We start from the raw sequence: 7,055 nt of genomic DNA on the forward strand, positions 1-7,055 counted from the left end.
TTTCCTGTCAACTACATTTGCAGTGCCTGGCTGGTAACAGCACAAAGTCGCATTGCCGATACAATCGGTGGCAGAAGTCACATCCACTGTCTGATGTCCACTGCTTACGGGCAATGAAGAACAGTCCGGTGTGCTGTTTCCATCGCTTTTTGCCTTAACAGGTCTTTAGTGAGGAAATAATACATTACCATTTCATGTGTACGCTGGTCCTGGTTAAACAGCCGGTTTACATGCATATGCAGCAGGTCTGCGAATAGATTTAGCTTACGGGACGGAGGGCAGGCATTCAATACGCTGATGAATGAGCTAAGGAACTTATTGAACGTGTGTTGTTGTACTGCGTTGAATATGAATTGTTCTGCCTTTCTGTATTCCTGGTATTGGTTGTTTAGTTTTTTAAAATCTGCTGGTTCCAGTGTATGCTCCTGATTAAAGATGCCGGAAATCCTTTCTGTAAAAGACCGGAAAGTATTGTTGTCAAATACTGCGGCTTCCTGGATTCCGGATACCAGAGCGCTACAAAGAGCATATTTTTCAATGACTGACGGCATATTTTGGAGTAGGGTAAATATGTGCTGACTATCGGCACAAAAATGTGACTCAACAAGTTCTATCATATCCGCACCATAGCGTTCCATTTCGCGCTTATAGCTTTTGAGCTGCAGGTCGGCTACCAGCCCTTGTTCCAGTTCGGTTTTTAGGGCATTGCTGAGAGATGTGATTAGCCGTTGGCCGTCTGCGGATTGGTTGAGTTCCAGCCGCAGGCGAAGGTGCGGACCATTTTCAGTATATCGGATAAAGAACCATTTTTTGATAAGGCTACCGTTGGTTTGGAGGTAAGTGCTGATCTTTTCTGAAAGCAGCTGGTCTGCACGTTGGGGATGGCAATAGATTTCGAAGTAGAGCCATTCGCTGCCCGGAGGAAAAACAGCTTGTACTGGCGGGTAAGGCTGCCAGGAATTTGGACTTGAAATGCCCCTGTATATTTCCTGATTGTGCGTAAGGCTCAATACAAACTGCCCTGTGTGCGCGTTTCCGTTCGTCTCTTTAATGCAGCTGTTTGTAGGCAGTAATGCTTCTTCCACCTGCAAGGATTTTTGTTTTTGTAGCATTTGGATGAAGGCATTGATGTCATCATCCTGCTCCATATCAAAGCATAAGGTCTGGTCGGCCATGCCGGTTTTAAAATGCTTTTCTATTCCAAGCTCCTTTAAGTATCGGCGGCAGCTGGATAGCGATAAGTCCTGAACACTTTTAAGCAGCTCTTTTAGTTCAATACTCCATTTGGCTAAAGAAAGTACAATGTTTTTATATTGGATTCGTGGATAACGTGTAAGATTTGGCAGGACTGAACTGATGCTAAAGTTTAGATTTGGGTGTATGCCCTGGTTTTGCAGGTCGCAAAGAAACCGGAATACGGAAAGGTCTGATCTCGTATAGTTATAGGCCGAGGCCATTTTTGGAATCAGTCTTTTGTTTAATCGTTTGGAACGCAGGATCAGATCTCCCTGTACAACAGAAATGAACAAGTCATTTAACAGGAGCGGCTGGAGGGAAGTATCGTAGTTAAGGATACTCAATTGATAATCATAAATGGCTTTTCTGCGGTTCACATTGTCTATTTTGCCACCAATCACATAAGCAATATCGAAAAACAGCACATCGGGATTGGCCGCTTGTTCCATTGCTGCAATTGCTTTGGCATGGTTGTGTATATCGGTATTGGCCATGGTGAACCTACCGGTTAATGAATTGGCCGTAGCCCCGCCTAAATATTCAACAATAACCAGATCATCGGCAACAGACACCATGGCATTAAAAGAATTGGGTAAGGGCATTTTATTTTCAACGATACCATCCGAAACACCATCCAAATATCCATCTACTTGTACAATTTTAAGACCCTGTTCAGTTTGGGTGTTTAAATGCATGAATTTTTTAAATAAATCACCAGCGTTTTCATCTTTCTTTTTGCTGCGGGAGGCAAATTCAGCTACAAATGGGTCGGCGGCTTGACTCTGTTCCAGTTCATCGTATCCTATACCCAGCTCGGGATCTAGCGCAACCATTAAAGGGACTTCAGACAGATCAAATTTTTTGGTAAAGCGGGTAATAAAATTACTCAAAGAACCGTCAAGAGCCGGGAATAGTGCAGGTAGCTGTTTACAAAGAGATGGTAACTCTTTGAAAATCGAGGTGTTAATATTACCTGCAATTGCTTTTCTTTCAGTTAAAAGGTACAAAGGCATTTCTGATATAATTGGAAAATCAATACGCTGAAAGTAATCCTGGCCTATGATGTTTGGAGATTGAGCTGTAAACAACAACTGCAGGTCAATGAGGTCTGCCAGAAAATCATAAAAGTTGTTCAGGTCGACAGCATGGATGTTTAATAAGCTGACCAGCTGGCTCAGCTTTATTGGTTTTGTGCAGGCTTTGAGCACTTTTAATGCAAATTCATTATGGTCTATATCAACCAATTCGAAAGTTTTATTATCAAAAGCGATGAAGCGTATGATGTTTTGTACACTATAAAAGCTACTGTTGGTGTATAAAGCACAATCTTTTTCAAATAAAGCCTTAATGGGAAAGCTGATCTTGTCTTTTTCCGGCCAGTCTGCAAATTTATGGACGATCTGTTGGTCTTCAATAATTATCTGTTCAGCGTTTTCTGCCTGAGTAGTATCTATCATGCCAACACCGGAAAAGGTACCATAAGGTGTGGAACGGTATTTGGCCCGGTTAAAGTATTTCCAAAGGGTATGCTGTATTTTTTCTGGCAGGGTATGCAGATCAGCTGCGCTGAAATCTTTGATCTGCGCGTAAAAATCGGTTGAGGAGACTGCAATAGAGGCTTTGAGCTCATCCCAGCTTTCTGCCAGTGTTGCGGTTAATGGAAATTGGGGTGTTCTGAAAATGATGGCTTGGTGTATGTTTAGTTTCATAACTGCTGAAATGAGTTGTAATGCCTATAAAAATAAAACATCATAAAGCCTGAAATAAAAAATTACATGAAGAGTTGCTTTTGGTAGCTGAACGGGAGTATTGTGCAGATTTTTTTATTTTTTATTACGCCCAAAGCTTTGCTGAACTGTCTATAACGCAAACCACCACACCATTACCAAAACTGATTTTATGAATGCTATTGATCAACCGGTTTTTTTTATACAAAGCGAAGGCAAAGGGAAATTTGTAAAAATTAAAAAGGAGCAGATTATTTATGTAGAAAGTGCGCTTAACTATGTACATATCCATTTGCAGGAACAATCTTACCTTACGTATCTTACCATTTATGAAATGCAGGATATATTACCCCCTGGCAGTTTTAAGCGTGTTCATAAATCTTTTATCATCAACCTTGATGCGGTAGTGAGCTTGCAGGCCAATTTTATTTACCTGAGCAATGGTGCCCGTATTGCACTGGGCCCAAACTACCGGAAAGATTTTTTTGATACCATTAATCCCTTAATGCTCAAGAGCAAACGTCAAACCTGGTTAAAATAAACAGTTGTGGCATTATGTTAAAACATTGCGTAAATTCAGCTTATGGAAAGCTATCCTAATTTTACTGATGAGAAACTGGTATCCCTGCTCCAATCGGGCGACCAGCAGGCTTTCACCGAGATTTACCACCGGTATAAGGGGGCATTGTATGTGCATGCCTATAAGCGGCTGCGCAGCAAAGAAGATGTGCATGATATTTTACAGGAACTTTTTGCCAGTTTATGGGATAAACGGGAAAAGATCGTATTTACCGGACATTTAAGCGGATACCTGTACCAGGCAGTGCGGAACCGGATTTTTAACCATACTTCCTTTACACAAGTGCGTTCGGATTATGTAGTGGCTTTTCAAAAATTTATGGACCAGGGGCAACAACCGGTTACCGATCATTTGGTAAGAGAAAATGAACTGCTCCGGTTAATTGAAAAAGAGATCAGCGAGCTGAGCCCTAAAATGCGTGAGGTATTTGAGCTGAGCCGTAAAGGCCAGCTTAGCCATAAGGAGATCGCTGCGCAGCTCAGTTTATCAGAAAAGACGGTAAAAAAGCACATCAATAATGCTTTGAAAATACTGAGGGTTAAACTGGGGATGATAATCTGGCTGTATTCCTTATTCTTTTGTCATCCATTTCCAGGCGGGGATGATTTTGATATGTACACCATCAATGGTCAATTCTTCTTCTTCATCGAGCGTGATAATCCAGGCTTCGGTAACCTTGCAATAAGCGGCAGCTTTAAGTAATCCTTTTATTTCCCTGTTTCGTGTGTCTGGATCAGTGAGTGTCCAGCTTACCTGCACAGGCAAAGCAATTCCACCTTCAGGATAGATTACAAAATCACATTCACCGGATGGTTCGGAATAATAATAAATATTTTGAGTATAAATGTTGCCAAATTTTAAATAAAGCTCCTTAAATACAAGGTTTTCCAATAACAAACCGTTATTGCCCGTATATTGTGCGGTGTTGGCATTTAACAAACCGTTGTCGAGCCAATAAACCTTTTTGTCTGATTTCTCGCGTTTGCTGTCTGAATAATCAAAGCGGCTAATTCTTTTAAAGAGATAGGCTTGCTCTGCCATGTCCATAGCTTCATAGATGCTATTTATCCCAACGCTGTATTGTTGTGATTTGAGTTGATTGTATAATCTTCGGTTACTAATAGTTTTGCCTATAGTGGAAGCGGCCTGCCGATATAAGCTTCTTAAATAGTTATAATTACTTAACTTGTTGTATTCTACAATGTCGCGAAGCAACATCGCGTTATAATACTCCTGTAAATAGGACAAACCAATTTGCCTGGAAGGAAGATTAATTGTTTCCGGATATCCTCCATGAACTAAATATTTATGGAATAATGCTATAGTTTGGCTTTTGCCGGTTCCATATGCTGAAGGTTTAAAATTGCTGAATTCACAATATTCTTTAAAAGAAAGAGGTAATAATTCAATAGCTATGCTACGCCCCCTCAATACAGATTTTAATTCGGTATGCAATACGGAACTGTTACTGCCAGTAAAGAATATCCTTTTAGACCATGTTTCGTTGATTCTGTTTAAAAAACGCTCCCAACCGGGCGCAGCTTGCACTTCGTCGAAAAAGAACCAGGCATTTTCTAATTTATTTTCCGGATTGAGTTCCTGCCATGCTTGCAAGATTAGATCGAGCTGATGAGGTTCAAATTGTATGCGTTCATCCTCAAAGTTGAAATAGATAATTTGAGCGGGAGATATTCCCCGGACTGTTTTTAATTCTTCAATGGCTAGCTGCATTACTGATGTCTTACCTACACGCCGGGGACCAATGATGGCTTGTATTTTTTCCAGATCCAACGATATTCCCGTATTTCGTGATCTTAGATCTCTGAAAAGATTCCTATCCTGGTTTTGGATTAAAATCTCCTTAATTATTTCCTTCATCATACACAAATATAAATAAATATCTTTATTTAAAAGACAAAATCTAATAAATCGTCTTTCTTAAAAAGACGATTATTTGATTTATTGCCTCAAATATGTATGATTAACTTTGAATAAAGTGTATGATCAGGTGTGATTTCTCACAAAACTACAGCTTCTAAAATTATTTTCAATTTTATTTACGCCCTGACCGAAGCTGAACTGTCTATCATTTTGAAACATATCATCTTATGCAAAAACATAACGCCATCAACTTATTAGCCAGATACAAGACTGGCACCTGCACTGCGGAAGAGCAGGCCATTGTAGAAACTTTTTACAACCAGTACCATCCGGAAAAAGCTTTTGATTTAACAGCAGAAGAAGTAGCTGCTGAAATGGAAAGATTGGGCGCTGTATTGCCTTTATACACCTATAGCCATACAGAACCGGCTCCGGTTAAAAGCAGGCGGATGTGGCCCAGGATTGGCGTAGTAGCAGCGGTGCTGTTGCTGGCGGGCGCCGGGCTTTGGTTTTACAGTTATTCTGGTTTGTTTGACCTGCGTCATCCGGAGGGAAGCGCAGCGAGGGGAGATCTGGTTAAGGACATCGCTCCAGGTAAAAACACCGCTACCCTTACCCTTGCTAATGGAAAGACGATTGAGCTGAGTGATGCAAAGACGGGGGTAGTAGTTGATGCTTCGAGTTTAAAATATAGCGACGGAAGTGCAATAGCTGGTCGTCATCCTGAACTTGGTTCAGAATCTAAAATCAGCGGGCCTAACATGATGCTGACGGCCAGCACCCCCCGTGGAGGTACTTACCAGATCATTTTGCCGGATGGCACCAAAGTATGGCTAAACGCCTCCAGCAGTCTGAAATTTCCATCAACTTTTACCGGGTTAGTTAATCGAGAAGTTGAGCTGAGCGGTGAAGCCTACCTGGAAGTTACCAAGGATAAAAAGCACCCTTTTGTAGTTAAAACTGCCAGGCAGGAAGTGGAGGTACTGGGTACGGAGTTTAACATTAACAGTTATGCGGATGAGGGGATTACGAAGACGACTTTGGTAGCAGGCAGTGTGGCTGTTCGTGATCCCGGGGCAAGCGCAGCGGCGAGAGCTTTTACGGTGATTCTCAAACCCAATCAGCAAGCGCTTAATACTGGTACTGCGATTTCAGTAAAAGAAGTTGATGCAGAGAGCATTGTGGCCTGGAAGAATGGATTGTTCCTTTTTTATAACGTTGACCTGAAAACCATCATGCGACAGGTTGCACGCTGGTATGATGTAGAGGTAGATATGGCTACAGTACCAGATAAAGAGTTTTATGGAGAAATACCACGCAATGTGCCGCTGTCGCAGGTACTGACCATGCTTGAGGCAGCAAGTAAAATAAAATTTAAAACTGAAGGAAGGAGGATTATGGTACAGCAATAACCTAAACCAGATTAATGCTGAGCTAAAATTACGGGAACCGAAGGGAATCAGTCCCCGTAAAAGTCAGTTTTAATCAAATTTTACCGTCTTCTTAAACCATATAATTATCAACAAACTAACCTAACAAATGTATGCTGTGCCACGCACTAAACAAAAGAAAAAGTTTAAAAGCTTTTAAGGCGATGGAGGAAGGCCCTCCGCGCGCGTTGACAGACAACG

General features: G+C 41.4%; 4 protein-coding genes and 1 pseudogene. 3 read left to right on the forward strand and 2 right to left on the reverse strand.

Features of this window, described 5'->3' with window-relative positions; all coding sequences use genetic code 11:
* Positions 1-104 precede the first annotated feature (104 nt).
* On the reverse strand, positions 105-2,945 hold the full coding sequence (locus HDC92_RS24375; RefSeq protein ID WP_183877498.1) for a lantibiotic dehydratase: 2,841 nt from the start codon (positions 2,943-2,945) through the stop codon (positions 105-107).
* A 190-nt stretch (positions 2,946-3,135) separates the two neighbouring features.
* On the opposite strand from HDC92_RS24375, the gene HDC92_RS24380 reads away from it, so the two are divergent.
* The gene (locus HDC92_RS24380; RefSeq protein ID WP_183877499.1) at positions 3,136-3,504 is read left to right on the forward strand and encodes a LytR/AlgR family response regulator transcription factor; all 369 of its coding nucleotides are present in this window, start codon (positions 3,136-3,138) and stop codon (positions 3,502-3,504) included.
* Between the two features lie 42 nt (positions 3,505-3,546).
* Positions 3,547-4,245 (forward strand): RNA polymerase sigma-70 factor, encoded by a 699-nt coding sequence (locus HDC92_RS25295; RefSeq protein ID WP_317618115.1) that lies wholly within the window; start codon positions 3,547-3,549, stop codon positions 4,243-4,245.
* A 54-nt stretch (positions 4,246-4,299) separates the two neighbouring features.
* Here the strand turns inward: HDC92_RS25295 and HDC92_RS24385 are convergent.
* Positions 4,300-5,424, reverse strand: a pseudogene (locus HDC92_RS24385) (ATP-binding protein); the annotation flags it as partial.
* Positions 5,425-5,651: 227 nt separating this feature from the next.
* Here HDC92_RS24385 and HDC92_RS24390 point away from each other — a divergent pair.
* Positions 5,652-6,836, forward strand: coding sequence for a FecR family protein (locus HDC92_RS24390; RefSeq protein ID WP_183877501.1), 1,185 nt, complete (start codon positions 5,652-5,654; stop codon positions 6,834-6,836).
* Positions 6,837-7,055 lie beyond the last annotated feature (219 nt).

It is taken from the genome of Pedobacter sp. AK017, from assembly GCF_014200825.1.
In the GTDB taxonomy this organism is placed as follows: domain Bacteria; phylum Bacteroidota; class Bacteroidia; order Sphingobacteriales; family Sphingobacteriaceae; genus Pedobacter; species Pedobacter heparinus.

Bases quoted from the DNA above. Each gene is read 5' to 3' on its own strand.
- HDC92_RS25295 (WP_317618115.1), top strand. From the start codon at position 3,547: ATGGAAAGCTATCCTAATTTTACTGATGAGAAACTGGTATCCCTGCTC.
- HDC92_RS24390 (WP_183877501.1), top strand. From the start codon at position 5,652: ATGCAAAAACATAACGCCATCAACTTATTAGCCAGATACAAGACTGGC.
- HDC92_RS24375 (WP_183877498.1), bottom strand. From the start codon at position 2,945: ATGAAACTAAACATACACCAAGCCATCATTTTCAGAACACCCCAATTT.
- HDC92_RS24380 (WP_183877499.1), top strand. From the start codon at position 3,136: ATGAATGCTATTGATCAACCGGTTTTTTTTATACAAAGCGAAGGCAAA.